27 protein-coding genes and 2 pseudogenes are annotated in these 22,658 nt (G+C 74.3%); 17 read left to right on the forward strand and 12 right to left on the reverse strand.

Annotated features, from left to right (window positions below; genetic code table 11):
* Positions 1-43: 43 nt before the first annotated feature.
* Positions 44-487 (reverse strand): nuclear transport factor 2 family protein, encoded by a 444-nt coding sequence (locus tag ACIA8O_RS26710; protein WP_396296515.1) that lies wholly within the window; start codon positions 485-487, stop codon positions 44-46.
* Between the two features lie 90 nt (positions 488-577).
* Between ACIA8O_RS26710 and ACIA8O_RS26715 the strand changes: the two genes are divergently transcribed.
* The 3 genes from ACIA8O_RS26715 (at position 578) to ACIA8O_RS26725 (ending at position 2,894) form a co-directional block, all read left to right on the forward strand.
* Positions 578-1,150: a PadR family transcriptional regulator gene (locus tag ACIA8O_RS26715; RefSeq protein WP_396296516.1), complete on the forward strand. Its 573-nt coding sequence runs from the start codon at positions 578-580 to the stop codon at positions 1,148-1,150.
* Complete coding sequence (locus ACIA8O_RS26720) at positions 1,134-1,931, forward strand: SGNH/GDSL hydrolase family protein (RefSeq protein WP_396296517.1); 798 nt, start codon at positions 1,134-1,136, stop codon at positions 1,929-1,931. Before ACIA8O_RS26715 ends, ACIA8O_RS26720 begins: the two co-directional genes overlap by 17 nt.
* A gap of 93 nt (positions 1,932-2,024) precedes the next feature.
* Positions 2,025-2,894 (forward strand): SAM-dependent methyltransferase, encoded by an 870-nt coding sequence (locus tag ACIA8O_RS26725; RefSeq protein ID WP_396296518.1) that lies wholly within the window; start codon positions 2,025-2,027, stop codon positions 2,892-2,894.
* A gap of 13 nt (positions 2,895-2,907) precedes the next feature.
* On the opposite strand, the gene ACIA8O_RS26730 is transcribed toward ACIA8O_RS26725, so the two are convergent.
* The 3 genes from ACIA8O_RS26730 to ACIA8O_RS26740 form a co-directional block, all read right to left on the reverse strand.
* Positions 2,908-3,396 (reverse strand): YfbM family protein, encoded by a 489-nt coding sequence (locus tag ACIA8O_RS26730; RefSeq protein WP_396296519.1) that lies wholly within the window; start codon positions 3,394-3,396, stop codon positions 2,908-2,910.
* A 100-nt stretch (positions 3,397-3,496) separates the two neighbouring features.
* Positions 3,497-3,838: a hypothetical protein gene (locus ACIA8O_RS26735; protein WP_396296520.1), complete on the reverse strand. Its 342-nt coding sequence runs from the start codon at positions 3,836-3,838 to the stop codon at positions 3,497-3,499.
* Entirely contained in the window at positions 3,835-7,197 is a 3,363-nt protein-coding gene (locus tag ACIA8O_RS26740; RefSeq protein WP_396296521.1) for a BTAD domain-containing putative transcriptional regulator, read from the reverse strand. Before ACIA8O_RS26740 ends, ACIA8O_RS26735 begins: the two co-directional genes overlap by 4 nt.
* A 121-nt stretch (positions 7,198-7,318) precedes the next feature.
* On the opposite strand from ACIA8O_RS26740, the gene ACIA8O_RS26745 reads away from it, so the two are divergent.
* The 7 genes from ACIA8O_RS26745 (at position 7,319) to ACIA8O_RS26775 (ending at position 13,643) form a co-directional block, all read left to right on the forward strand.
* Positions 7,319-8,011, forward strand: coding sequence for a hemerythrin domain-containing protein (locus ACIA8O_RS26745; protein ID WP_396296522.1), 693 nt, complete (start codon positions 7,319-7,321; stop codon positions 8,009-8,011).
* A gap of 40 nt (positions 8,012-8,051) precedes the next feature.
* Entirely contained in the window at positions 8,052-8,462 is a 411-nt protein-coding gene (locus ACIA8O_RS26750) for a DUF4267 domain-containing protein (RefSeq protein WP_396296523.1), read from the forward strand.
* A gap of 53 nt (positions 8,463-8,515) precedes the next feature.
* On the forward strand, positions 8,516-9,283 hold the full coding sequence (locus ACIA8O_RS26755) for a class I SAM-dependent methyltransferase (RefSeq protein ID WP_396296524.1): 768 nt from the start codon (positions 8,516-8,518) through the stop codon (positions 9,281-9,283).
* A gap of 83 nt (positions 9,284-9,366) precedes the next feature.
* Complete coding sequence (locus ACIA8O_RS26760) at positions 9,367-10,668, forward strand: NAD(P)/FAD-dependent oxidoreductase (protein ID WP_396296525.1); 1,302 nt, start codon at positions 9,367-9,369, stop codon at positions 10,666-10,668.
* A gap of 142 nt (positions 10,669-10,810) precedes the next feature.
* Positions 10,811-11,404: an NADPH-dependent F420 reductase gene (locus ACIA8O_RS26765; RefSeq protein ID WP_396296526.1), complete on the forward strand. Its 594-nt coding sequence runs from the start codon at positions 10,811-10,813 to the stop codon at positions 11,402-11,404.
* An 84-nt stretch (positions 11,405-11,488) separates the two neighbouring features.
* Positions 11,489-13,132 (forward strand): hypothetical protein, encoded by a 1,644-nt coding sequence (locus ACIA8O_RS26770; protein ID WP_396296527.1) that lies wholly within the window; start codon positions 11,489-11,491, stop codon positions 13,130-13,132.
* A gap of 121 nt (positions 13,133-13,253) precedes the next feature.
* Positions 13,254-13,643, forward strand: coding sequence for a hypothetical protein (locus tag ACIA8O_RS26775; protein ID WP_396296528.1), 390 nt, complete (start codon positions 13,254-13,256; stop codon positions 13,641-13,643).
* Between the two features lie 8 nt (positions 13,644-13,651).
* Here ACIA8O_RS26775 and ACIA8O_RS26780 read toward each other — a convergent pair.
* Positions 13,652-14,107, reverse strand: a pseudogene (locus ACIA8O_RS26780) (transposase); the annotation flags it as partial.
* A gap of 126 nt (positions 14,108-14,233) precedes the next feature.
* On the opposite strand from ACIA8O_RS26780, the gene ACIA8O_RS26785 reads away from it, so the two are divergent.
* A complete protein-coding gene (locus ACIA8O_RS26785) occupies positions 14,234-14,875 on the forward strand; it encodes a hypothetical protein (RefSeq protein WP_396296529.1) in 642 nt (213 codons plus the stop codon).
* 24 nt (positions 14,876-14,899) lie between these two features.
* Here ACIA8O_RS26785 and ACIA8O_RS26790 read toward each other — a convergent pair.
* The 3 genes and pseudogenes from ACIA8O_RS26790 to ACIA8O_RS26800 all read right to left on the reverse strand — a co-directional run.
* Positions 14,900-15,091, reverse strand: a pseudogene (locus ACIA8O_RS26790) (IS110 family transposase); the annotation flags it as partial.
* The gene (locus ACIA8O_RS26795) at positions 15,039-15,650 is read right to left on the reverse strand and encodes a hypothetical protein (RefSeq protein WP_396296587.1); all 612 of its coding nucleotides are present in this window, start codon (positions 15,648-15,650) and stop codon (positions 15,039-15,041) included. The pseudogene ACIA8O_RS26790 and the gene ACIA8O_RS26795, both read right to left, overlap by 53 nt.
* A gap of 176 nt (positions 15,651-15,826) precedes the next feature.
* A complete protein-coding gene (locus tag ACIA8O_RS26800) occupies positions 15,827-16,039 on the reverse strand; it encodes a hypothetical protein (protein WP_396296530.1) in 213 nt (70 codons plus the stop codon).
* A 240-nt stretch (positions 16,040-16,279) separates the two neighbouring features.
* Between ACIA8O_RS26800 and ACIA8O_RS26805 the strand changes: the two genes are divergently transcribed.
* From ACIA8O_RS26805 to ACIA8O_RS26815, 3 genes are all read left to right on the forward strand, one after another.
* Positions 16,280-16,411, forward strand: a complete 132-nt coding sequence (locus ACIA8O_RS26805) for a hypothetical protein (protein WP_396296531.1) — start codon at positions 16,280-16,282, stop codon at positions 16,409-16,411.
* Positions 16,412-16,478: 67 nt separating this feature from the next.
* Positions 16,479-16,787 carry a hypothetical protein gene (locus ACIA8O_RS26810; RefSeq protein ID WP_396296532.1) on the forward strand — a complete coding sequence of 103 codons (309 nt, stop codon included), beginning with the start codon at positions 16,479-16,481 and terminating at the stop codon, positions 16,785-16,787.
* A gap of 94 nt (positions 16,788-16,881) precedes the next feature.
* Positions 16,882-17,769, forward strand: coding sequence for a patatin-like phospholipase family protein (locus ACIA8O_RS26815; RefSeq protein WP_396296533.1), 888 nt, complete (start codon positions 16,882-16,884; stop codon positions 17,767-17,769).
* A 240-nt stretch (positions 17,770-18,009) separates the two neighbouring features.
* Here ACIA8O_RS26815 and ACIA8O_RS26820 read toward each other — a convergent pair whose 3' ends face one another.
* The gene (locus tag ACIA8O_RS26820; RefSeq protein WP_396296534.1) at positions 18,010-18,573 is read right to left on the reverse strand and encodes a carboxymuconolactone decarboxylase family protein; all 564 of its coding nucleotides are present in this window, start codon (positions 18,571-18,573) and stop codon (positions 18,010-18,012) included.
* A 115-nt stretch (positions 18,574-18,688) separates the two neighbouring features.
* On the opposite strand from ACIA8O_RS26820, the gene ACIA8O_RS26825 reads away from it, so the two are divergent.
* Both ACIA8O_RS26825 and ACIA8O_RS26830 read left to right on the forward strand, forming a co-directional pair.
* On the forward strand, positions 18,689-18,964 hold the full coding sequence (locus ACIA8O_RS26825) for a winged helix-turn-helix transcriptional regulator (protein ID WP_396296535.1): 276 nt from the start codon (positions 18,689-18,691) through the stop codon (positions 18,962-18,964).
* 628 nt (positions 18,965-19,592) lie between these two features.
* Positions 19,593-20,096, forward strand: coding sequence for a PH domain-containing protein (locus ACIA8O_RS26830; RefSeq protein ID WP_396296536.1), 504 nt, complete (start codon positions 19,593-19,595; stop codon positions 20,094-20,096).
* Positions 20,097-20,142: 46 nt separating this feature from the next.
* Here the strand turns inward: ACIA8O_RS26830 and ACIA8O_RS26835 are convergent, their stop codons facing one another.
* Positions 20,143-20,514 (reverse strand): fic family toxin-antitoxin system, toxin component, encoded by a 372-nt coding sequence (locus ACIA8O_RS26835; RefSeq protein ID WP_396296537.1) that lies wholly within the window; start codon positions 20,512-20,514, stop codon positions 20,143-20,145.
* Entirely contained in the window at positions 20,511-20,753 is a 243-nt protein-coding gene (locus ACIA8O_RS26840) for a hypothetical protein (RefSeq protein ID WP_396296538.1), read from the reverse strand. The genes ACIA8O_RS26835 and ACIA8O_RS26840 overlap by 4 nt, the downstream gene beginning before the upstream one ends.
* Before the next feature lie 188 nt (positions 20,754-20,941).
* Here ACIA8O_RS26840 and ACIA8O_RS26845 point away from each other — a divergent pair, with 188 nt between their 5' ends.
* Positions 20,942-21,517 carry a hypothetical protein gene (locus ACIA8O_RS26845; RefSeq protein ID WP_396296539.1) on the forward strand — a complete coding sequence of 192 codons (576 nt, stop codon included), beginning with the start codon at positions 20,942-20,944 and terminating at the stop codon, positions 21,515-21,517.
* Positions 21,518-21,746: 229 nt separating this feature from the next.
* On the opposite strand, the gene ACIA8O_RS26850 is transcribed toward ACIA8O_RS26845, so the two are convergent.
* Positions 21,747-22,469 (reverse strand): hypothetical protein, encoded by a 723-nt coding sequence (locus ACIA8O_RS26850; protein WP_396296540.1) that lies wholly within the window; start codon positions 22,467-22,469, stop codon positions 21,747-21,749.
* Positions 22,470-22,658 lie beyond the last annotated feature (189 nt).

Genomic DNA, 22,658 nt, shown 5'->3' on the forward strand with positions numbered 1-22,658 from the left:
CCCGGTGCTCGTGCTCCTGGTGGGGACGCTAGCCGACGCCCCGTCAGGAGGCGGCGGCGGGGTCCGGCACCAGGCCCGCCGCGACCAGGCCGCGCAGGACCGCGGCGGAGAGGGTCTGCACCGCCGAGAGCGGCCGCACCATTACGGTGAACTCGTCGATCCGCCCCTCCTCGTCGAACTGGAGCAGGTCGATCCCGTGGATCTGCTTGCCGTCCACGGTGGTGCGGAACGGCAGGATCGCGGAGCGGCCCGGCTCGCCGCCGGCGGTCGGCTCGGCGGTGCCGTCGAACTCGCCCAGGTAGCGGAAGTCCTCGAAGGTGTGCAGCAGCACGCCGAACAGGCCGAACACCAGCGGCCGACCCTCGAAGGGGGTGAACTTCACCGGGCTGAAGAAGCGGACGTCCGCGCTGAACAGGTCCTCCAGCGCGGCGTGGTCGCCCTTCTCCACGGCGGAGCGGAAGCGTTCGGCGGTGGGGTGCAGCGGCATGGCGGGGTCTCCTCGATAGTCATCAATGTGACTAGTCATTTTCTTGAGTATGATGCAGCCGCGGACCTCGGAACGGAAGGGGCACGGGAGATGGCACTGCGACACGCGGTCCTGGCCGCGCTGCTGGACGGCGAGTACAGCGGCTACCAGCTGGCCAAGGCCTTCGACATCGGCGTGGCCAACTTCTGGCACGCCCTGCCCCAGCAGCTCTACGCCGAACTGGCCAAGCTGGAGAAGGACGGCCTGGTGTCGGGCCGTCAGGTGCTCCAGGAGGGCCGGCCCAACAAGCGGCTGTTCCGGGTCACCGAGGCCGGCCGGGCCGAACTGGAGGCCTTCGCCGAGGTGGCGGCCAAACCCTCCTTCATCCGCGACGACCTGATGGTGAAGGTGCAGGCCGCCGACCGGATCGGCACCGCCGCCGTCCTCGCGCAGCTCGACGAGCGCGCCGAGATCGCCGCGGCCAAGGTGGACTTCCTGGTCGAGCTGCTGCGCACCCTGCGCGGCGGCGCCGACGAGGACGAGTACCTGCTGCACGGCGAGCGGATCGGGCCCTACCTGACCTGCCTGCGCGGTGTGGCGTTCGAACGGGAGACCAGGGACTGGTGCCTGCGGATCGCGGCCGTCCTGCGAGCACGCGAGGAGAGCCGTGCCGAACGGAGTTGAGCAGAGCCGCCCCTACCTGCGCTACGTCGCCCTCGGCGACAGCCAGACCGAGGGGGTCGGGGACGGCGACGACACCGTCGGCCTGCGCGGCTGGGCCGACCGGCTGGCCGAGCAGCTGGCCGAGCTGGAGCCCGGGTTCCAGTACGCCAACCTCGCCGTCCGCGGCCGGCTGGCCGGGCAGGTGCGGGCCGAACAGCTGGGCCCCGCCCTGGAGTTGAAGCCCGACCTGGCCACGGTGGTGGCCGGAGTGAACGACCTGCTGCGGCCCGGCTTCGAGGCGGCCCGGGTGGCCGGGGAGCTGGAGCTGATGTTCGCGGCACTGACGGAGGCCGGGGCGCAGGTCGCGACCGTCACCTTCCCCGACATCACCCGGATCGTCTCGCTCGCCAAGCCGCTGCGCCCCCGCATCCTGGAGATCAACGACCACATCCGGGCCGCCGCCGCCCGGCACGGCGTGGTGGTCGCCGAGACCGCCCTCCCGGAGGCCTCCACCGACCCCCGGATGTGGGCCGCCGACCGCCTGCACGCCTCCCCGCTCGGCCACCGCTGCATCGCCGACGCGGTGGCGGAGGCCCTCGGCCTGCCCGGCAGCTCGGGCGCCTGGGCCGAACCGCTCCCGCCGCAGGCCGTCCCGGCCGGCCTCCGCGCCACCGCCGCCGAACTCCGCTGGGCCGCCGCCTTCCTGGGCCCCTGGCTGGCCCGGCGCATCCGCGGCCGCTCCTCCGGCGACGGGCGCAGCGCCCGGCGGCCCGCGCTCGCGCCGGTGGCCCTCGGGGGCTGACACGGCGTCGGTCTTCACACGGACGGGTGGTTGTGCGGGCGGGGCGCCGTTGCGGCGGCGGGCGGCGCTCCCGGCGGACTAGGGTCGGCGGACATGGCCCAGACGCCCTTGTCCTCGCCCGCGCCCTCCTCCTCCGCGCCCTCGTCCGAGGAGCCCGTCCCCGCGTACGTCGACCCGACGAAGCCGAGCATCGCGCGGGTCTACGACGCCTTCCTCAACGGCACCGACCACTACGAGGTGGACCGGGAGGTGCTGCGCCGGGTGCTGCGGGCCGCCCCCGAAGCCGTCGACCTGGCCCTGGAGAACCGCGCCTTCCTGATCCGCGCCTGCCGCTTCCTCGCCACCCAGGCCGGCATCACCCAGTACCTCGACTGCGGCTCCGGCCTGCCCACCGCCGAGAACACCCACAACGTGGTCCAACGCCTCGCCCCCGCGGCGCGGGTGGTGTACGTGGACAACGACCCGACGGCACTGGCCCACAGCCGCGCCCTGCTCGCGGGCACGGCGGACGTCACCGTCGTGGAGGCCGACATCTTCGAGCCGGAGGCGCTGCTGCGGAACGAGACCGTACGGACCGCCCTCGACTGGACCCGGCCGGTCGCGCTGCTGCAGCTGGGCACGCTCCACCACTACAACGGCGAGGCCGTGCGGACCCGCCGCGACATCATGCGCGCGTACATCGAAGCGCTGCCGCCCGGCTCGTACGTGGCGGTCAGTCACTTCCTCGACCCCGGGGGCGAACACAGCGCCACCGCCCGCACGATGGAGGAGATGTTCCTGCACAGCATGATGGGCAGCGGCACCTTCTCCACCCGCGCCGAACTGGAACCCCTCTTCAGCGGCCTCGACATGATCACCCCCGGCCTCGTCCCCTGCGCCGACTGGTGGCCCGACGGCCCGCAGCTGAAGCCGAGGACCGCCGGCCAACGCTGCATCGCGGGCGGCGTCGCCCGCAAGCCGTGAGCGTCCGCGACGCCTACAGGCCGACGGTGAAGATCACGTGGCTCCCCGCGTCCGCCGCCTCGCGGAAGAAGGCGGCCAGGTCGGCGAAGTTGGACCAGGTGTAGGCGAAGTCCTCGTCGCCGAACTCCGGCCCGTAGTCCTCGACGTCGATGCGGTCGTAGCCCGCCCGCAGGGCGGCGGGGTCGACGGCGGCGGTGGCGTCGGCGACCTCGCGGACCTGGTCCGGGGTGAGCAGGCTGACGACGTAGTCGTCCTCCTCGTGGAGCTGCGCGCCGCCCAGGACCACGGCGTTCAGTGGGTACGAGCCGTTGTCGTAGGAGAGGCGGCCGTCGGTCAGGCTGCGGTGGATGGCGTCCCAGGCCTTGTCGGTGTCGCAGGAGCCGAGGCCGGTGCCCTCCTCCTCGATCTCCTCGACGACGGCGGTGACCTCGTCGTCGGAGGTGGCCGCGAGCAGACGGTCGGCGGTCTCCGCGTCGATGGCGAAGTGGACTCCCAGGGTCATGCGGCACACCGTACAGGCCGGTTCGGACGGTCCGTCAGAACCGGCCGGCCAGGACGGTCCGTCAGGACGGGGCGTCAGGACGGCCCGTCAGGACGGCCGGTCAGGACGGGGCGAGGTCCCAGAGGTGGGCGGGGGCGACGATGCGGACGCCCGAGCCGTCGGCGGTGAGGTCGATGTGGGTGACGGGGACGGTGGGCGGGAGGCCGAGGAGCTCGGCGTGGTCGGGAGCGGGGAGGGAGGTGTGGACGACGGGGGTGGCGGGCGGGGCGGTGCCCTCGGGGAGGTCGGCGGCGAGGAGCAGGAAGCCGTCCTCCTCGGAGTAGGCGAGCAGGGAAGGGAGGTGGCGCTCGCGGCAGAGGAAGGACCAGTCGCCGTCCGCGTCGGGGCGGACGCCGAAGGGGGCGGCGGGGTCGAGGTGGAGGGTACGGCGGTGCACGGTCATCGGTGGACCTCCCAGTCGGTGGTGATGGCGGCGGCCGCCAGGCGGTGGGCGTCGGCGGCCTCGGTGTCGCCGAGGAAGGCGGCCAGGTCGGCGAGGGTGGCGGCGACGGGGCGGATGGCGACGGTGTAGCCGGCGGTCGGCGGTGGGGCGGCGTGGTGGGGGAGGAGGGTGGCGTAGAGGTCGGCGGCGGCGGTGCGGTCCCGGAGGGCGAGGACGGTGGTGGCGCGGAAGGTGGCGTAGAGCTTGAGGAAGAAGTCGGTGGGGAGCGGGCCGGCCTCGGCGAGGACGGTGCGGGCCTCGTCGTGGCGGCCGGCGGCGCAGAGGGCAGCGGCGAGGAGGTCGCGGGCCGGTGGGTACCGGGCGGCCAAGTGTGCCAGCCGGGGCAGGAGTTCGGGAAGCCGGCCCTGGCGGGTGCGGAGGGTGGCGAGGGCGATGAGGTGGAAGCCCTCCGCGTGCGGGGAGCCCTGGGCGGCCATCCCGGCGGCGGCCTCCGCGTACAGCCGCTCGGCCTCCTCCGCCCGCCCCGCGAGCACCGCCCGGACGGCCAGCGCCGTCCGTCCCACCATCAGGGCCTGCGGCAGACGGTAGGCCTGCGCGACCTCCGCCGCCTCGTCCAGCAGCCGGTCGGCCGCCGAGGCGGTGAGCTGGGCCGAGGCGCCGGAGAAGAGGCCGAACCACCGCAGCCCCGGCAGGTCGTGGGCGAGCGCGAGCCCGGCCAGCTCGGCGCCGCGGAGCGCGAGCAGGTCCCGCTCCCGGTCGGAGTCGAGTTCGCGCAGGAGCGCGGCGAGGGCGCGCCCGTGGCGGACCGGATCGGTGGGGGTGGCGGAGGCGGCGAGGGCCAGGGCCTGTTCGGCGGCGGTGCGGGCCCGCGGGTCCTGGAGGTCGGAGAGTTCGGCGCAGTAGGCGAGCAGGAGCTCGCACCGGACCGCGTCGGAGTGCCCGGGCCGGGCCGACTCGGCGGCGAGCAGGGCGATCAGGGGCTGGTCGAGCTCCCCGTACGGCCGGATCTGCCACGGTGTCGGGACCGTCCAGGCGGTGAGCGCGGCGGTGAGGAGCGGGCGGTCGCCCAGCGCGGAGTCGACGGCGAGCTGCCGGGTGGCGCGGGCGTCCATGACGGCGCCGGCGCGGACCTGGGCGCGGAGGAGGCGGCCGAGCAGGTCGACGCGTTCGGCCGGGGCGGCGTCCGGGACGCGGTCGAAGGCGGCGAGGGCGGTGCTCAGCAGGGCGGCGGCGGTGTCGTGGGCGTGCCGGCGGCCGGCCAACTCGGCCGCGAGCAGGCCGTGGTGGACCGCCCGTCGGGCGGTGGCGGAGGAGGCGGCCGAGGCGAAGTGGTGGGCCAGGGCGGTCACGTCGGTGGAGCCGAGCCGCTCCAGCCCCTCGGCGATCCGCCCGTGCATCCGGCGGGCCCGAAGGGCCGTCAGGTCCGCCAGCAGGGTCTCCCGCACCAGCGCGTGGACGAACCGCACCCGCCCCGGCACCGGCTCCTCCAGCAGACCCGCCACCACCCCGGCCTCCAGGGCGCCCAGCACCTCCTCCTCCCCGGTCTCCGCGGCCACCACCAGCAGTTCGACCTCGGCCTCGGCGCCCACCAGGGCGGCCAGCCGGAGTACGGCCACCGCCGGCTCCGGCAGCCGGGCGAACCGGCGCCGCACCACGTCCCGGACGCCCTCCGGGACCTCGGTCAGCGCCGCCTCCTCCCCGGTGGAGGCGAGCAGCCGTGCACTCTCGCGCAAGTGGAACGGGTTGCCGCCGGTGCGCTCGGTGAGCGCGGCGACGGTCTGCGGGCTCGGGGCCGGGCGGTGGCCGGAGATGTCGAGGGCGCCGAGGGCACCGAGCAGTTCGGCGACCGCGGACGGGGTCAGCCCGGCCAGGGGCAGGCGGAGCGGTTCGCGGCGGGCGAGGCGGGCCAGCGCCTCGGTGAGGAGGGGCGGGGACTCCTGCGCCCGGTACGCGCAGACGATCAGGAGCCTTGTGCCGGAGGGGAGTTCGGCAGCGGCACCGAGCAGCGCGGCGCTCTCGCCGTCGGCCCAGTGCAGGTCGTCCAGGACCAGGGCCACTGGGCGTCCGGCGTCCGCCGGGGCTTCGGCCAGCCAGGCGTGGACGGCGCGGTGCAGGCGGAAGCGGGCGGCGGCCCCGTCACCCGGATCGGCCGGCACGGCGGGGGAGCCGTCCGTGGTGAGGCCGTCCGCAGTGGGGCGGTCCGCGGTGGGGGCGTCGTCGGTGGCGGGGGAGCCGTCGGAGAGCAGCGGTGCCAGGACGGCGGCCTGCGCGGGCGGGGGCGGTGCGGTGCGCGCCAGCTCCCGCAGGGCCTGTACCCACACCCAGGCGGGCGGCGCCCCGGCGGAGTCCTCGGCCTGCCCGGAGACCACCAACCACCCTTCGGCGCCGAGCCGCTCGGAGAAACGGGCGAGCAGCGCGGACTTGCCGAGCCCGGCCTCGCCGGTGACCAGGACGAAGGCGGGCCCGGTGGAGGCCGCCCGTGCGGCGGCGGAGCCGAGCCGCTCCAGTTCGGCGGCGCGGCCGACGAACGGGGTGGGGTCGGAGGGAGCCGGCGGATGCGTCAACGGGCTTGCGGCGGCGGGCGGTCGGGTGCCGAGGAGTTCGGCGAGCAGCTCCGTACGGCCCGACAGCACGGCCGCCTCCAGCGAGGCGAGCGCCGGGCCCGGGTCGAGGCCCGTCTCCTCCGCCAGCACCGCCCGCGCCCGCCGCAGGGTGGCCAGGGCGTCCGCCTGGCGGCCCGCCGCCCAGAGGGCCAGCGCGTGCAGCCGCCAGCCCTCCTCGCGGAGCGGAGCGTCCCGGGTGAGCAGCTCGGCCTCCGGGACGGCGGTGGCCGGGCCGGCCGTGCCGAGCCGGGCCGAGACGGCCGACTCCCGTGCGTGGAAGCGGAGTTCGCCGAGGCGGGCGATCTCGTCACGGGCCCACGGCTCGTCCGCGAACTCGGCGTAGGCCGGGCCCTGCCAGAGGCCCAGCGCCTCGGTGAGCAGGGGGAGGGCCCGGGCCGGCGGCGCGGACGCGGCCAGGGTCACCAGCTGCTCGAACCGCCAGGAGTCCACCGCCGCCCCGTCCAGCCGCAGCGCGTAGCCGGGGGCGGCGCTGACCAGCAGCCGGGCGGGCGTCCGCGGGGCACGGCCGGGCTCCAGCAGGCGGCGCAGGTTGGAGACGTACGACTGGAGGGAGGTCACCGCCTGGGCCGGGGCGGCGTCCTGCCAGAGCTCCTCGACCATCCGGTCGACCGAGACCACCCGGCCCCGCGAGGCCACCAGCAGGGCCAGCACCGACCGCTGCCGCCGCCCGCCGAGAGCCAGGGGGCCGCCGTCCCGTTCGGCCGTCAGGGAGCCGAGCACCGATATCCGCACCATGTCGGGCGCCATCATAGGCGGGCCGCCTCACGGTCCGTCAGGTGCCGCCCCGCCCACGGGCCGGAGGGGTTCCAAGCCGTCTCCAAACCGCTTCCAGGAGGGCCCGGCCAAGCTCTCCACCATGAAGACCGAGAGCAACACCACGAGCACTGCCCCGAGCGACACCGACGGCGGTCCCCGCCCCGACACCCACGGCATGGTGGTCATCCACCGGGGCCTGCGCCGCGAGGCCCGGCTGCTCGCCGAACTCGTCGCCGCCGTCGCCCCCGGCGACACCGCGCGGGCCGCCGTGCTGGCCGCCCACTTCCGTGACTACCGGCTCGGCCTGCACAACCACCACCACGGCGAGGACGAGCACCTGTGGCCGGTGCTGCTCGGCCGGGTCGACCTGGAGGCCGAGGTGGTCCTGCGGATGGAGGCCCAGCACGAGCGGGTGGCCGGCACCCTGGCCGCGGCCGAAGCCGCCCTGCCCGCCTGGGAGTCGACGGCGGGCGAGGCCGAGCGCGACCGGCTGGCGGCCGTGCTCGCCGAGCACCGGGCCGTCCTGGTGGAGCACCTGGACGACGAGGAGGCGGAACTCCTCCCGCTGGCCGCACGGCACCTCACCGTCGCCGAGTGGAACAGGCTCGGCGAGCACTTCGTGGCCGCGACGCCCAAGCCGAAGCTGCTGCTCTTCCTCGGCCTGGTCCTGGAGGAGGCCGACCCCGCCGAACGCTCCGCCGTCCTGGCCGGCCTCCCGCTCCCCGGCCGCCTCCTGTGGCACACCGTCGGCCGCCCGCTCTACGCCCGCACCACCCGCCGCGTCCGCGGCTGACCCCTCTTCCCCCTCACCACCACCGAAGGAGACCCCCGTCATGAAGAAGCACCTCGCCACCGTCCTCGTCCTCCTCGGCGCCGGATTCGTCCTCTGGTTCGGCACCGGCTTCGTCCTCGGCTCCCAGACCATGGCCTCGGGCTTCGGCCTGCCCGACTGGCCCACCGACCAGGGCACCGGCTTCCTCGTGGTCAAGGGCATCCGCGACGTCGCCCTCGCCCTGGTCCTGCTGGCCCTCCTGCTCACCGGCCAGCGCCGCGCCCTCGGATGGGTGATGCTCGTGACCACCACCATCCCGGTCGGCGACATGTCCCTGATCCTCGCCCGCCACGGCGACACCACCACCGCCCTGACCGTCCACGGCCTCACCGCCCTCGTCGTGCTCCTCACCGCCGTCCTCCTCCTCACCGAGCGTCGCCCCGTCACCACCCCGGCGAGGCAGCGGAGTTGAGCACCCGTCAATTCGATGGAACGGGCCGGGGGCGGGTGGCTAGCATCCGGCCCGTGCTGCAGGGAGAGTTCCGCGACCCCCGTCTGGTCCCCGTCTACGACGCCGAGTGCCCGTGGACGCGCGAGGACGACTACTTCGCCGCCGTCGCGGCCGAGACCCCGGGCGCCCGTGTCCTGGACCTCGGCTGCGGCACCGGCCGCCTCGCCCTCGGTCTGGCGGCCGCCGGACACTCCGTCACCGGCGTCGACCCGGCCGCCGCCTCGCTCGGCGCGGCCCGGGCCAAGCCGGGAGCGGAGCGGGTGCAGTGGGTGGAGGGGACCTCCGCCGACCTGCCCGAGGCCGCCTTCGACCTCGCCCTGATGACCAGCCACGTCGCCCAGTTCCTCGTCGAGGACGGGCCGTGGCGGCGCACCCTGGCCGACCTGCGCCGGGCACTGGTGCCCGGTGGCCGGCTGCTCTTCGACAGCCGGGACCCGGCGGACCGGCGCTGGGAGCGGTGGAACCCGGCCGGGACCCGCCGCCGCACCGAGCTGCCGGACGGCCGGGTGGTGACCGCCTGGACCGAAGTGACCTCGGTGCGGGGCGGGGTGGTCGCCTTCACCCACCACTACCTCTTCCCTGACCACGGGGAGCTGCTGAGCACCGCGACCCTCCGCTTCCGGGAGGAGCGGGAACTGCGGGAGGGGCTGGCGGCGGCGGGGTTCACCGTCGAGCGGGTGCACGGGGGTTGGGGCGGGGAGCCGGTCGGGGCGGGGGACGGGGAACTGCTGGTGCTGGCACGGGCGGGGGAGGGCGGTGCCGGGATCGTGGGGCGCTCTTGACAGGGTGTCAGCTCAGGGGTGCTGATGTGTACTCGCCGGTAATCGACCGGTGGGAGGAGCGGCACCGAAGGGGGCGGACGGCCATGGCACAGTCCGGGAGCACGGGGAACGGCCGGCAGCACCGGCAGAAGCAGCAGTACGACGTCGTGATCAGCGGGGCCAGCCTGGCCGGCTGCGCCGCCGCGATCCTGCTCGCCCGCCAGGGCGTCCGGGTCGCGCTGCTGGAGCGCCGCTCCGACCCGCAGGCGTACAAGGTGCTCTGCACCCACTCGCTGGTGGCCAGCGCCTACCCGGTGCTGGTGGAGCTCGGCCTGACGGAGGCCATCGAGGCGGCCGACGCCCTGCACAACGACGCGCGCTGGTGGACCCGTTGGGGCTGGATCGAGCCGAAGCCCGCACCCGGCGGCCCGGCCCTGCCGTACGCCTACAACATCCGGCGCAGCAAGCTCGACCCGCTGATCCGCTCCCGGGCCGCCGCGACCCCCGGGGTGGAGCTGCTGCTCGGCCACCAGGTCACCGGACTGCTCCAGGAGGGCGGCCGGACGGTGGGCGTCCGGGTGGGCACCCACGAGGGGGAGCGGGAGCTGCGGGCCCGCCTCGTGGTCGGTGCCGACGGGCGAGACTCGGCGGTGGCCAAGCAGGCCGGCATCGCCACCAAGCAGTACGAGAACGGCCGCTTCGGCTACCTCGCGCAGTACCGCGACCTGCCGCTGGCCGGGGGGATCGGCCAGACCTGGTTCCTGGAGCCCGACATGGCCTACGCCTTCCCCAACGAGGACGGCGTCACGGTGCTCGCCGTGCTGGTGGAGAAGAAGAAGCACCTGGCCGCCTTCCGGGAGGACCCGGAGGGCAGCTTCCTGGAGTTCGTCCGCGCCCTGCCCGAGGCCCCGCCCGTCGACGGCGCCCGGCGGATCTCCAAGCTCATCGGCACCGTCAACTACCCCCTGCAGAGCCGCCGCCCGGCCGCCCCCGGCCTCGCGCTCATCGGCGACGCCGCCCTGACCCCCGACCCGCTCTGGGGCGTCGGCTGCGCCTGGGCGCTGCAGTCCGCCCAATGGCTGGCCGAAGCGGTCGGCCCCGCGCTGGCCGGGCACGGCGACCTGGCGAAGCCGCTCGCCGCCTACGCCCGGCGCCACCGCCGCAGCCTGACGGGCCACCAGCAGCTGGCCGCCGACTACGCCAAGGCCCGCCCGTTCAACCCGGGGGAGCGGCTGGTCTTCTCCGCCGCCGCCCGGGACGCGGCGATCGCCCGGCACATGCACCTCTTCGCCTCCCGGCTGATCGGCCCGCTGCGCTTCCTCAACCCGGCGGTGCTGGCCCGGGCGGCCGCGGTCAACCTCAGGCACCGCCGCACCGCACCTGCCCGAGTCGCCGCCCGGACCTGACGGTACGGCGGACGGGGGCGGCGCGGGACGGCCTGCGGCCCCGGTGCTCGGTAGCTTGATCGGCACCGGGGCCGGGGCCGTGCACCTGCTCGCGCAGCCACCCGCGCCGCCCCGCGTCCACGACCGTTCAGGAGGGACCGTCTTGCGGATCAACGTCATCGGCACCGGCAACGCCGGTTCCGCCCTGGCCGGACGCCTCACCGGCGCCGGGCACCAGGTCACCACCTCGAACACCGCCACCCCCGTCGCCGACGCGGCCCGGCAGGCGGCCGAGGCCGAGGTCACCTTCCTGGCCGTCCCCTTCACCGCAACCCTGGCCCCCGAGGTCCGGGCCGCCCTGGCCGGGCGGATCGTGGTGGACGCCACCAACCCGCTCAGCCCCGACTTCCTCTCCCTGACGGTCGGTCACAGCACCTCCGGCGGCGAACTGGTCGCCGGTGCACTGCCCGGCGCCCGGGTGGTCAAGGGCTTCAACACGGTGCTGGCCGCCGCCACGGCCGCCGGCGCCTACGAGGGCCGCCCGCTGCTCCTGCTGCTCGCCGGGGACGACCGGGAGGCCGTCAGGACCGTCGCCGCCCTCGGCACCGAACTGGGCTTCGACGCGGTCGACGCCGGCCCGCTCGCCACCGCCCGCTACCTGGAGCCGCTGGCCGAGGTGCTCATCCACCTCGCCTACGCCCAGGGCCTCGGCCCGGAGATCGGCCTCGCCCTCCTCCGCGCGGGCGGGCCCGCCTGACGGCGGATCAGGGGCGGATTTCCGTTGGTCCGCAGGTGGGAGGGGATGCGAGGATGCCGGTTCACCCGCCTGGAGGACCGACCGATGACCACCACCCTGTCCGCACCCCTGCCCGCACCCCTGTCCGTGCGCCGCGTGCTCGGCGACCACCCCTTCGCCGAGATCGGCAAGCCCGTGGTGGCCGTGCGGAACGAGGCACGGGGAGAGGTCGCGGTCGGCGGCAGCCTGGGCGACCTGTCCTGGCCCGGGCGCCAGGTCCAGGGCTGGGACGGCCACCGCGTCGCCGTGTACGGGACCGGGGACCTGGGCTGCCGACACCTCGTCAGCAGCCACTGGCCGGTGCGCTCGCTCGCCTTCCACCCGACCCTGCCGCTGCTGGCGGTCGGCACCGGCGCGTACGACGGCGGCTACATGTTCGAGGGCGAGCTGCTGCTCGTCGACCTGACGGACGGCACCGTGGTCTCCGCACTGGAGCACCACCGCGAGGTCCGGCAGGTGAGCTGGCGCGAGGACGGCCGCGCGCTCGGACTGCTGCTGGCCCCGCCGGACGAGGACTCCGCGGAGAAGCCGTTCAGCCGGGGGTTCGAGGTGCTGGTCGAGCGGGAGGACTGGCGCACCGTCACCGGCCGGAGCGTCACCTCCCGCGAGCTGACCGGGCCGTCGGCCAAGGCGAAGCGCGGCCGGGGCGCGGCGAAGAAGGCCGCGCGGGCCCTGCTGGCCGGCCTCGCCGACGGATGGTCACCGCGCCGCCAGGTGTGGGCGGTCGAGGCGCTGGCCGACGGGCGGGTGCTGGCCGCACTGGAGGGCACCGCACTGGAGTGCTGGCTGCCCGACGGCGAGCCCGGCTGGTCGCTGCCGGACGCGGACGGCGGGCGGCAGCTGTCCGTCCTCCCCGACGCGACCGCCGCGTGGGTCCACGTGCCCCGGCCGACCCGCTGGACGGGCTCGGAGTGGGAGGACGTCGCCGGCACGGTCGAGCTGCGCTCGCTGGCCGACGGCAGCCTCGTCGGAACGGCGGAGGTCCCCTTCCCGGCCTCGATGACGGCCGACACCCGGGGGTGGGTGGCGCTGCGCGACACCCGGGTCGAGAAGTCCAAGTCCGCGCTGGTGCTGGTCTCCCCGGAGGGGCGGGTCGTCACCGGTCCGACCGTCGGCGGCTACGACCCCTTCAACCACCACCTCGACGTGCGGCGCAGCCCCGAGCTGCTCTTCCTCCAGGGCAAGCGGAAGAAGCCCTGGAAGGACAAGCGGCTCGTCTCCCTCACCCCAGCCACAGAAACCGGCCGCGGCGAGGTCCACGAGCTCTTCCCCCTGGAGTGGGACACCGACCGCAAGGGCCACCTCTTCGGCGGCCCCGCCGTCCGCCTCTCCACCGGCGGCGAGGCCCTCGTCCACGCCGGCCGGGTCCACCACGGTCACGGCCTGATGCCGGGGCACGTCTTCGTCGCCCGGCGCAGCTTCCCGGACGGCGCGCCGCAGTGGCTCCTCACCGCCGACCACCCCGTCACCGCCCTCGACACCGACGGCCGCACGGTCTACGCCGCCTTCACCTCCGGCGAGTTGGCCGCCCTCGACGCGGTGGACGGTACGGTGCGCTGGCGGATCCCGCTGGAGGTCGACGGCACCCCGACCGTCGCCCTCTCGCTCACGGCGGCCGCCCCGGGACGGCTGCTGCTCGGCACGGTGGACGGCCGGATCCTCGACTGCTCGGTCGGCGAGGCCGGCTAGAGCGTGCCTCTTCGGTGCTGCGCCGGTGCCCGGCAGCACCGCCGGCCAGGAAGTCAGGCGACCGGAGGAAGCCGCTCGGCTATGGTCACTGCGGAGGTGGAGCCTTGTGTCCTGGCCGTCCGTGATCGTGCTTGCTCCTGTGGAGCGACGCCCGTTGCTTGAGGAGCTGATCCGTTCCTTCGATCTCGTGCCGAACGCCGCGACGGGTGGCGAGCGGCTCCACTGGCACGGGTACTCGTACCGCCTCGACCTCTCGGGCAGGGTCCTGGCGGACTACGAACCGGACGAGCTCGAAGAGGTGAGGTCGCAGATCGGCGAGCCGTACGGGGTCTACGTCTCGTGCGAGTCCATGGAGGCAGCCCGGGCCTTTCTCCGTCGCGTTCTCGACGGTTTCGACGGTCTCATCGATACCAACCACCACGAGATCCTGCCGGCGCACGAGTTCGTCGCCCTGCTGGACCAGCATCCGGGATGGGACTGGCGCCGTCGGCCCAGTACCGACCTGCGGTAGTGGGTGCTTCGCCGCCGGGCCCGGATGAGGACGGCAGCGAGGTGGAGTGCGGCTTGGTGGGCGATGGCGAGTTCGTCGCACCGCATGGCCAGGCCGCGCCACGTCTGAGGCGGCGTCAGGCCTGGTCGGCGGGTTGTGGGATCACCGCCCTGACGTGCCGTTGCCTCAGGTGGGTGCGGATCGCGCGTGGGACGCGGATGGTGGCCACGACCGCGGTGAGCGCAGGCACGTCGCCGGCCTGTCCCGCGGTGAGCACGATTGCCAGCGGTCGGGTGTTGGAGTCGCTGGCGAGGTGCACCTTCGTGCCCAGGCCGCCGCGTGAGCGCCCGAGTGCATGGTCGGCGTGCTCGCTCCGGCCGCTGTCACCCTTTGCGAGCGCCGGCGGCGTGTCGGTGGGCCCGGCAGATGGTGGAGTCCACCGAGACCGCCCAGCCGATGTCGTCCTCGGCGTCCGCCGCTGCGAGACACCGCACGTGGTCAGGCGTCAAGCGGGGCGAGAGTACGGGGTGCGGATGACGCCTTGACGGTGGTGAATGTGATGATCGCCCCGGCGGGCAGGAGTGCGCCGTACCTCGACTCGGGTGGTTCGGATGGAAACGTGGCAGGACCTCTCGGAGGTGGTGGCCAAGCGGCTGGCGGCCGCGTCGTCGAGTGAGTGCACGGTGTTCGCGGCCGGTGTCGCGGAGCGGCTGCTGGGCGCGCACGAGGAGCTGCCCGGGCACGAGCAGGCGCCCTTCACCTTGAGCCTGCGTCCGCTGCTGAACTCCGTCTGGGAGGGCGCGTTGGGCGACACGACGGCCTTCGAGAGCGTCACCCGGGCGGTGGCCGAGTTCATGCTCAGCGAGTACTGCCACAACGACGGCCAGGACGGTCCGGACGACGCCAACGAGGACGCAGCCGCGAGCGTGCTGTTCGCCGCGAACACCTACCTGTACGGAATCGCGGAGTTCGCCGTCTGGGCCAGCCGCCGCGCGGTGGACGTCGTTCACCGGCGTATCGAGTCGCCCACGACCGAGCAGCTCGCGGCACACATCTACGACGGTGCGCCGCTTCCGGACATGGAGGACGCAGTGGTCCCGGACCTGCTCGCGGAACTCCGCCGCCAGCTGCGCGACCTCGACCTGATCGCCGACCGGGCCGAGGACCTTCGATACGCCCAATTGGGACTCCCGCTCGACCTTTCGATCCGCCTGCGGGTCGAGCTGCGCGGTCCGCTCTCCGTACGGGACTAAGCGTCCAGAGCCGGATTCGCCAGGTCAAGCGGCAACGGCGTCTTCCGCCGGGGTGGCTGTGGGGAAGGCGGTGTTCTCGTTGAACCGCTCGTGGTGCTGGAGGCAGCGGTGGAGTTGTCCGAGCAGCTGGTTGAAGAGGTGGCGTTGGGCGACGGCGTGCCAGTCACCGTGTTCGCGGCGTGCTCGATAGTGGGTCCGTCGGGGATCCGAACACCGCCTTCCAGGCAGTGGTGAGCACCGCTGCGGCCTGACCGTCCACCAGATGCGGCGCGCCGAAGGCCATCGCCGCGTCGAGGAGGGCGCCGAGGGCCGTGGGCCACGGCGCCAGCAGCACCTCGTCGCCGTCCTCGTCGGTGCCGTACGCGCCTGCGCCGCCCCGGAGCCGGGCGCTCCTGCGGACCGCGCCGGCCAGCACGGAGAACCCGCGTCCGATCGGCGACGGGGACGGCCCCGCTCCGGGAACCGCCACCACCCGCGCGTGCCCCTGGCCCTGGTAGGAGGCACCTGCGGGCTGGTCGACGAGCCAGCGGTCCCACGCTGTGCTGTAGGTGCGGTCGGCCGCAGGACGGCGGGCGGACGCGAGCCGGTGCGCGTCCTCCGTGCCCAGGGCGCATCCGGCCTCGAGCACCCGGCACACGGCATCCCCGTGCGGGCCGAAGAGCAGCGAGGGAGGGAGTTCCTCCAGGAGGTCGATGGAGACGGCGCGGGTGTATCCGGCGTCGGGGCGCAGGTTCTCGGCGGCCCGTGCCACCGCGGCCCGTTCCTCGTCCGTCACCGGGGGTACGACCTCCGCCCGGAACAGACGCCCCGGCCAGCGGGTCACCAGTACACGCTCCAGGGAGTGATCCACCACGAGCCACGGGGGCTCGAACGACGGCAGTGTCACCCGGGACCCGGGCCCCGCCTCCCGAAGGTGGTCAGGGGCCTCCTGATCGATGAAAACGAAGCCGGTCACCGCGCCTCCTCACTCCATCCCCACGACATGAAACCTGCGTCCACGGACCTGAACACGCCCTGACGGCGCGTCACCACCGGTCCCGAGGGGCGGCCGGTGGCCGGGTCGAGGGTGACCACCGAGACCTCGCGGTCCGTGGTCACCGTGGTCCGGTCCGGCCCGGACCAGACGGTGCCGTCGTACCAGCCGCTGCCGGTCAGTACCTCCACCTGGTCACCAGGCCCGCCGCGCAGCCGACTTGTGACCACACGGTGTGGACCTCGAACTCGATCACCAGCGGCGCCATCAGTGCCAGACCCCTGAGCCCCCCATGTGATCCGTCTACGGCGCTTCACCGTCATCCGCCCCTGGTTGATCATGCGCGGGACTGTACTACGGCGTAGGCGATCACGGTCACTGTCCTCGACACCGACGGCCGCACGGTCTACGCGGCCTTCACCTCCGGCGAGTTGGCCGCCCTCGACGCGGTGGACGGGACGCCGACCGTCGTCCTCTCGCTGGTGGTCTCCGTCGACGGGGAGCCGGTCCTCGGCACGGTGGACGGGCGGGTCCTGCTCTGCTCGACCGGCGAGGACGCCTGACGCACCGTCCGGTGGCGGCGGCCGGAAGTCGTTTGCCGGGGGTCCGGTACTGCGCCACCATCCTCGGATGGATACGGATGCGGACGAGGACCGGAAGCTGGTGCGGGTCGTGCAGACGTCTGCCGCCTTCCCGTCGCAGTGGGATGCCTGGACGGCCGCCGGCCAGTACCTGTACCTCCGCTACCGGCACGGTGAGGGCACGGTCGAATGGCATCCCGGACCGGACCTCGACGACGACACCCCGGAGTCCTGGAGCGAGGGCCGCTCGGGGCTCCTGGTCGCATGGGACGACGGGAGCGACGGCGGTGTCATCGGCCTGGAGGACTTCCTCGCGGCAGCGGGTCTGGCACTGGCCCAGGGTGCCTCGGTGAGCTGAAGCGGGGAGCAATCCCCGGTATCACTGGTAGGGTTCCCGCATATCGGGGATCTGTCCCCGTTTCAGGGTTCGCGGAGTCCGAGGGGGAACGGTCATGGCGGAGCGCGCTCTCGTGCTGGGCGGTGGCGGCATCATCGGCGGTGCCTGGGAGATCGGCATGCTCGCGGGCCTGGTGGAGGCGGGCATCGATCTCACGGCCGCCGACACGGTCATCGGCACCTCCGCCGGGTCGATCATCGGGGCCCGGCTCGCCTCCGGGGTGAGCGTCGAGGAGCTGTACGAAGGCCAGTTGGACGGCGCCCCGGTCCTCGACGTCAAGGTGACGGCGGGTCAGACGGCCCGGTTCCTGTGGGCCGCGCTCGGCTCGCGGGACCCCCGGCGCTCGGTCCGACGCCTGGGCCGCGCCGCACTCGCCTCCCGCACGGTGCCCCCGGCCGCGGTCCTCGAAGCGGTCGGCACCCTCCTCGAAGGGACGGCCGCCTGGCCCGAACGGGACCTGCGGCTGACCGCGGTCGACGCGCACAGCGGTGACCTGGAGGTCTTCGACGCCGCGTCCGGCGTGACGCTGCCCGAGGCGGTCGCGGCGAGCTGCGCGGTGCCGGTGGTCTGGCCGCCGCTGCCGTTGACGGGACGTCAGTGGATGGACGGTGGAAGCCGCTCCACGGCCAACGTCCACCTCGCCCGCGGCCACCACCGGGTCATCGCCCTCGCCCCGATCCCCAAGGCCGTCGGCCCGCACCCGGACGCCCGCGACCAGGGAGCCGAACTCGCGGCGGCCGGCGCCCTGGTGGCCGTTCTGACACCGGACCGCGCCGCCCGCAAGGCCTTCGGCCGCAACATGCTCGACCACACCCGCCGCGCCGCCGCGGCCCGCGCGGGCCGTGCCCAGGCGACGGCCTGGGCCGAGACGGCAGCGGAGGTCTGGGGGCGGGCACGGGCGGACGCACCTGCCCCGGCGAACCTCGGCACCGCGCTCCGGTGAACCGTCGGCACGCACTCCGGCTTGCCGCCGGCGTGGTGAGTTCCGATCGACGCCCACTGGCTTCGGCCCGTCAGGGTGAACCTTTGCGAAGTTCCTGACGGGTCTGGCGCGGTGTCCGTACGCGGATGGGGGCGGACCGATCGCCATGCCCTGGTCGACGGCGTCCACCGGTTCGTCAAGGCGCCGATCCTGCTCCCCGCCCGCTCGCCCGCCCTCGACGGCTTCAAGGCCGGCGCCGGATCACAGTGCGGCGATCGGCTTGGTGCCGGGTTCGAGAGGCAGGCGGAGCGCCCTGACGGCGAACGAGACGGCGTGGTACCAACCGCAGACCAGGACCAGCTCGAGGGCGGCGTCCTCATCGGCGACGGCGACCAGGTTCGCCCAGGTGTCGTCGGAGAGGTCGAAGGTCGTGTGGAGCTCGTCGACAGCTTCGAGCACCGCGCGGTCGGTTGCGTCCCAGCAGTCGTCCGCCGGCCTTCCGGCCGCGAGGGACGCGAGCTGCGCGGCGTCGAATCCCGCCTTCTCGGCGAAGCCCGCGACGTGCATGGCCCACTCGTAGTCGGCGCCGCAGAGCGCGGTCGTCCGGTCGATGACCAGCTCGCGCTGACGGAGGGTGAGAGCGGAGCGCCGGGAGAAGTAGTAGCTTCCCCAGCCCGCGATGGAGCGGGCGAGCTCGGGCCGCCGCGCCCACACCCGGAACAGCTGGATGGGCTGATGCCCGAGGAGCCCGAGGGCTGCGCCGGCTTCCTCGTCGTACGGCGGCGAGAGGGGTTCGATCCGCGGGCGCTTCGATTTCAGAGGCATGGCGGCACGCTAACATCGGTGCTTCGGAAAAAGAAGCAATCAGGGGATGCAGATGGCGCGACCGACACCTCTTCCGGGCCGACGGGTCCGCGGCTCACAGACGGGGCGCCCGATCATGGCGCTGCTCGACCTCCTGGGCCGGCGCTGGGTGCTGCGCGTCCTGTGGGAGCTGCGGGACGACTCGACGCCGACGTTCCGGCAGCTCCAGCAGCGATGCGACGGCATCTCCTCAAGCGTCCTGGCGGACCGGCTTCGTGATCTCGGACAGGCCGACCTCGTCGAGCACGCCGGCGAAGGCTACCTGCTCACCGGACAGGGCCGGACCCTTCTCGAACGTCTCGCCCAGCTCGACGCGTGGGCCGCCGACTGGCGGCCCAGGGCCGAGGACTGACGGCCATCCCTGACCCCGGCCGGGAATCCCGGACCGGTGCCGTCCGGCCACGGCCGATCCGGAGCGGAGCGCCAACGCGGGGCCCGGCCTGCGGCGCCGGTGCAAGCCCCGCAGGCCGGGCGGAGGAGTCAGGAGCCGCGCGTCACCACCGGAGTGCCGGGGCGGCCGGTGGCCGGGTCGAGAGTGAAGACCGAGACCTCCGTCTCGGAGGTCACCGCGGTCCGGTCCGGTCCGGCCCGCGCCCGGCTGGCCCGCGCCCTGGTACCAGCCGCGGCCGTCGTCCTCCGACCACACCACCAGCGCCGGGCCCCTGAGGCCCCAAGCGATCTGCCTGCGGCGCTTCCGCGCCACGCCCCGGTCGGACCTCCTGGACCGGGAGACGCCCGCCCAGTGGGACAGCGAGTACTTCCGCGCCGAGGCCGGAACCGCTCCGTCGGACGGCTCAACGGCCCGAGCACCCGCCGGAGCTGACGTCTCGAAGGGTCCCCGTTCACCTTCGCCGACACAGCGGCGGCGGGCTCGATCCGGTGGAGCGGGGAAGCTTCGTCTCCTGGCCGTTCGCCTGTGGGGCCGAGGGGCTGGCCGCCCGGTCGGCTCCGAGCGGTGGGGTGGCATTACGATCCCGCCCGTGGAAGAGACACGGATCGAGATCGGCCCGGCGGGCAGGGGCAGGACGAAGCGGCGGATGGCGGGGATGGTGCTGCTCTTCGGCGGCGTCGCCACCATGGCGGTGCTGCGCGACGCGGGCGGGAACGGCGCAGTGGTCGGTGCCGCCGTCGGCGTGCTGCTCCTGGTCGTGCTCGCGACGCACGTCGAGCAGGGCTGGGGCAGCACCACCCTCACCCCCGCCGGGCTGGTGCTGACCTCGCTGACGGGGCGTCGGACGGTGCCCTGGGAGCGGATCACCCGGATCGAGGTCCGCCGCAGGGCCCGGCGGTACGGCGGCAGTTGGGTGGAGGCCCGGATCCTGCTCGCGGATGCGGCCCCCGTGCGGCTGCCGGGTCTGCTGGAGGCCCCGGGCGGCCACACCAAGCAGGAGTTCCAGGACCGTCTCGGCGTCCTGCTGCGGCACTGGCAGCAGGCGACCGGCCGGACGGAAGGCGTGCTGGTCCGGCTGGGACCGACCGACTGACGCACCGTGACGGGCCGGGCCAGGTCGGCCACGGGGACCGCCAGACCTAGCGGTACCAGGTCCGGATGGCGGTGGCGGTCTCGCGGACGTCGGCCTGGCCGTCGCGGATGCGGGCGGCGAGTTCGACGGCCTGCTTGGGTTCGGCGGTGACGATCACGCCGGAGGCGGCGAGGTAGGAGGCGGCGACCACGGCGGCGAAGTGCTCGTTGGCGAACTCCAGGGCGGGGACGCGGATCAGTTGGTGCATCAGGGCGGCGGCGCGCTGGTTGGCGGCGCCGTAGACCGGGACGTCCATCACCTCGTCCACGTGGCGGGCGACGGCGGCGGCGAGGGTGCCGTAGTCGGTGACGTCGGGATCGGTGGGCAGGAACTGGTGGGCGATGTCGAGCAGCCACGCCCGGTCCACGCGGAGGATCACGCCGCGTCCGCCGTCCCGGTCCGCTTCCCCGCCGGGTACGGTCCGAACTCGGCCTCGAAGGCCGGGCCCCAGGCCTGGGCGAAGTGCGCGGCGGCGGTGAGGAAGCGCTCCCGCCGCTCGTCCGCCTCCTCGGCCAGCACCTTGCGGGCGTAGTCGGGGAGGGTCATCCCCGCCGCCTCGGCCCGCTGCTCCAGTGCCTCGTGCACCCCGTCGTCCAGCCGCACGTTGAGTTGCTTCATGCTCCCAACGTAGCGAACGGTACCCCTTGCTACAAGGCGCCCGGGGTTTCACGGGGACCGGAGCGGCGGTGGAGTGCGGTCAGGGCCTCGGGGAGGGAAGCAGGACGGTGGCGCCACGGCGTGAGTACGCTCGCACGGTGACCGTTCACGCCGCCCCCGGACCGGACCGGGGACCAGGACCCCGCTTCATGGCCTCGACCCCGGACGATGTCCGCGCCCACGCCGCCGCCGTCTTCGACCTCGACGCCAGGTTGCCCGCGCAGGTCTTCCGGGAACTCGCCGACGAGGCGGTGTTCTGCGAGTTCGACCTGCTGCTCACACCGGACGCCTGGCCGGCGCTCGCCGCGCTGGCCAGGTTGCACGGCGACCGGCGGATCGACCTGCTCGTGGTCGAGGCGGACGGCATCGCCGGACCGGTACGGTCGTTGTCCGTCGAGGCCACTCCGGACGACTACTGGGCGGAGGTCGGGTTCGACTCGGGCCGGGAGCCCCTGGAGTCGATCACCATCGCGGCGCGGACCGTCGCGCTGACCGGGCCCTCCGGCCGTTGGGGCTGTTGGGGCGAACGGGACCCGGAGGTCACCGTCGTCCGAGGTTTCCCGGACGAGACCGCTCGGCGTGATTGGCGCCTCCGGTACGGGCCGTGCGTCGACGTGGTCGGCGCACTGGCGTCCTGGCTGCCGCAGGTCTTCCGCGATCGGGCTGTCCCGGACGCCTATGCCGCGGAGCTGACCGTCAACTACGGTGCGCCGCAGAGCATCTAGGACTTTCCATCCCGACGTGCCGCCGACTGCACCACGGTCTACGAGCTGCACTTCGACGACGTCCTCGCCTCCGCGAAGGGCAGCGGCCCGCAGATCGACGTCCACCCAGGCCCGGCTCGCCGCTGACGCTGCGTCATCTGAACTGCCGGACCCCTGCGGTGACGGAGGGAGTGGGACGGGAGCTGCGCCCCCCGGTGCCGGCCGGCTGTGGGGTGGGCCTGAGGGCGGGTCAGTTGGTGGTGCGGTCGTCGAGGACGGCGTGGGGGTTGTTGTCGAAGCCGGGCTGGCTGTTGCCGTCGCGGGGTGCGGCGGTGGCCACCACGGCGGCGATCCGCTCGTAGGCGGTGATGGCCAGGGGCCAGGTCTCGATGTCGTGGGGCTGGTCGACGCCGCGGTGGGCGACGCGGTGGAGGGCGTTGAGGAGGGCGACGGCGGAGCGTCCGGGCAGCTCGGTGGTGAAGGGTTTCTCGGGGGCGGGGCGTTCCCGCTCGCGCCCGCGCAGGCGGTCGTCGGGGGTGGTGAAGTGTGCGTCCGGGCCGTCGGTGATGGTGACCTGGCCGGTGAGGAACTCCCAGGTGTGGGGGTTGCACTCCGCGGTCGGGGTGTGGACGGCTGCGGCCTTGCGCAGGATGGTCACGTGGGCGGACCAGGCGAAGGCGGGCGGGATCAGGTCGGCAGTGCCGCCCAGGAGCCGACGCTCGGGGGCGGGGGCGGCCGGGGCGCCGCCGGTGGCGGCCATCTGGAGCCTGGGCTCGGAGAGTTCGCCGAGCAGCACCTCGATCCGTTTCTGCTGGGTCGGCGGCTTGCGGTGGTAGCGGGCGGACTCGGTCTGCTCCTGGTTGATGACGCCCAGCGGCTGGTCGCGGTGTGCCCGCAGCTCGGCGAGGCTCGCCTTGGCCTGCTGCTCGAGATGGCCGGGCAGGGTGTCGGCGTTCCGTGGCCGGGCCGTCACGGTTGCCCGTGATGGGGCGGCTGCCGCCCGGACCCGGAGGTCGCCTCAGGAGGGCGCTCCCCTGGGCGGTGACGGCCCCCGTCTGGTCGACGGAGGGCCAGAAGCGTTGCCCGAAAGGGCAGTTCGTGCGTCGCGGAATGGACGCAGGGTTGTTCGTGTGGCTAGCGTTCGGGTGTCGCCAGGTTCGCG

This window comes from Kitasatospora sp. NPDC051853 (assembly GCF_044452665.1).
In the GTDB taxonomy this organism is placed as follows: Bacteria; Actinomycetota; Actinomycetes; order Streptomycetales; family Streptomycetaceae; genus Kitasatospora.